Below are 2,582 nucleotides of genomic sequence, written 5' to 3' on the forward strand. Positions count from 1 at the left end.
AACGCAATGCCCCGGATCGTCCGCTCAGGTGGCCGAGAGATAGTCGATCGCGGCGTTCACGCCGCCATTGGCATGTGGCACATGGGCAAGCCGGAGCGACATTTCCACGACTCCCAGCGTGCCGAGAATCATCGGCTCATTGAGATCGCCCATGTGGCCGATGCGGAACAACTGGCCACCCAGAGGCTCCAGACCGCCGCCGAGCGAGACGTTGAAGCGATCATAGGCGATGGCGCGCACCGCCTCGGCATCATGCCCCTCCGGCATTTTGACCGCCGTCACCGAATCGGAGCGCCGTTTCGGGTCGGTGCAGAAGAATCCAACCCCCTGGTTGCCACTCCAGATCGAGACGGCGCGACGGGTCGCCTCCGCGAGCCGATGATGACGGTGCCAGACCTGCTCGATCCCCTCGGCCTCGATCAGCCGAACCGACTCGAGCAAGCCATAGAACGGCGCGATCGGCACGGTGCCGACGAAGCTGCGGTGGCGGCGGGCGAGCATCTTGGTCCAGTCGAAATAGAACCGGGCGAGTGTCGCGTGCCGATGCGCGTCGAGTGCCTTGGCGCTGACCGCGGTAAACGCCAGACCCGCCGGCAGCATCAGACCCTTCTGGCTCCCGCCGACCACCGCATCGATCCCCCAATCGGCCATGCGGAATTCGAACGAACCGAAGGATGAAATCGTATCGACCAGCAGCAGCGCCGGATGACCGGCGGCATCGATCGCGGCGCGGATGTCCGGCAGATTGAGAGCGACGCCAGTCGAGGTTTCATTATGAACGATGCACACGGCTTTGATTGTGTGAGATTTATCGGCAGAGAGACGTTCGGTGATGCTGGCCGCGTCAGGGCCGCGCCGCCAGTCGGTTCCGGGCATCTCGACGGTCAGACCATAGCCGCGCGCCAGGGCACCCCAGGTACGGGAGAAATACCCGGCGTCGGGCATCAGGATATGGTCGCCCGGAGAGAACAGGTTCTGGATCGTGGCCTCCCAGGCGCCGTGGCCACTGGCGGTGTAGAGAAATACCTCGCCCTCGGTGAACAAAAGGCGTTTGAGACCGGCAACCGCATCGTCATAGACCGCGAGGAAATCGCTGCCCATGAAATCGACCGTGGCGCGGTCCATCGCGCGGAGCACGCTGTCGGGAATATTGGTCGGGCCTGGATTGGCGAAGAACAGGCGGCCGGGTTTACGACCCGCCGGTGTGTGTGTCGTCATGGTTCTCATTCCCACTCAATTGTTCCGAAGCCCCGTAAGGGGCTGTTTTTATTTATAAAACCCCTCACGCCGCTCCACTTTTCCCGTCAGCCATACCGTCAAAAATTCGAGCTGTTGATTTCATTGGGAAATTTCGAGCATTGAAAAATTTCTCCTATCGCCGTCTATCGAAATTGATCGTCAAATGCCGCCCTCTATCCACCGGCCGCATTATCGATCGACCGCAAAATGTAAGCTGGAAAATACCGTCAAATACCCAATTAAGTCAATTCTATCATACCATTACGCACACCCCTTCCACTCCGGGTAACGGGCCGTTTGTGATCGGTCGGCTCCACACAAGTGCAGCTGCCCGCGTAGCGCGACAGGCACGGCCAAAAATTACATCGACTGCCACGACATCATCTTGAGGTGGCGAATAGCTCCGAACCACGAGGTGGCGCTCGGAATGATTGGTTATCGAGCACGTCCACACGGCCCTGATCATGGCGTCGGACACGGTCGACAGCTACAATAAAGACCGGCTATCTCTGCAAGAGTTCAGTCAAACAACCTACACGCCTGACTGTGCCTGATGGCGGCTTAGTACACGCGGACGGCCCCCAAAGTTTTCGAGAACATGTCGAGTTACAAGATCTGTATCTACTGCCCTCAGACCGATCCGGATCGGTTTCGCGGTGTCGAACACGTCATTCCACAGGGATTCGGTCGCTTCGGAAGCGAGACGCCGACGCTCGACTGCGTGTGCGATGACTGCAATACCTATTTCGGCCGTGAATTGGACCTGCTCCTGACCCGCGACACCTACGAGGGTATCTCCCGGTATAGCCGCGGCCAGGTATCCAGCGAAGAGCGCTCACAGAAGCGGCTAAGTTTGACGCTCGCCGATCCGGCCGAAGCGGGAGATTTTGTCGGCCTCAGGGTCGCGGTCGATGGAACGACCGGGCAGCTCATGCCGCCCGCCGCCCAGTTCCACGCCCATAATTTCAAGACGGGCGAAGACGAGGTCTACTTCCTGCGCCAGATCCCCTACATGACCCTGCCGGAAGCCGACTACGGAAAGCCCGGCACGAAAAGCGAGAATGGAACATGGAGGTGCAAGATTCTCGCGCCATCCCGGGAGGCCCACGATGAGATGGTCGAGGCGCTCCAGCGCGCAGGGATCGACTTCAGACCTGGCACCCCTTTCCAGAACCCCTGGGGCTCTGCGTCCAGTCAGCCTCGGTCATTCCTCGTAGAGATCGCCTCGGAGGTGGACAAACCTCACAAGCGGGCGATTGCCAAGATCCTGGGGGTCCGGTAGCAGTGGACCCTCCGTGCCAATGACGATGAGACACGAACCCCCTGGGAAATTACACTTGAGG

Annotated in this window: 2 protein-coding genes; one reads left to right on the forward strand and one right to left on the reverse strand. The window is 59.9% G+C overall.

Features of this window, described 5'->3' with window-relative positions; translation table 11 throughout:
- Nucleotides 1-24 precede the first annotated feature (24 nt).
- Nucleotides 25-1,218 carry a pyridoxal-phosphate-dependent aminotransferase family protein gene (locus ACP5E6_RS12370; protein WP_427954544.1) on the reverse strand — a complete coding sequence of 398 codons (1,194 nt, stop codon included), beginning with the start codon at nucleotides 1,216-1,218 and terminating at the stop codon, nucleotides 25-27.
- 619 nt (nucleotides 1,219-1,837) lie between these two features.
- Here ACP5E6_RS12370 and ACP5E6_RS12375 point away from each other — a divergent pair.
- Entirely contained in the window at nucleotides 1,838-2,521 is a 684-nt protein-coding gene (locus ACP5E6_RS12375) for an HNH endonuclease (protein ID WP_427954545.1), read from the forward strand.
- Nucleotides 2,522-2,582: the final 61 nt, after the last annotated feature.

Origin of the sequence: Acidiphilium sp. (assembly GCF_049977125.1) — a bacterium.
Taxonomy (GTDB): Bacteria; Pseudomonadota; Alphaproteobacteria; order Acetobacterales; family Acetobacteraceae; genus Acidiphilium.

Bases quoted from the DNA above. Each gene is read 5' to 3' on its own strand.
- ACP5E6_RS12370 (WP_427954544.1), bottom strand. From the start codon at position 1,218: ATGACGACACACACACCGGCGGGTCGTAAACCCGGCCGCCTGTTCTTC.
- ACP5E6_RS12375 (WP_427954545.1), top strand. From the start codon at position 1,838: ATGTCGAGTTACAAGATCTGTATCTACTGCCCTCAGACCGATCCGGAT.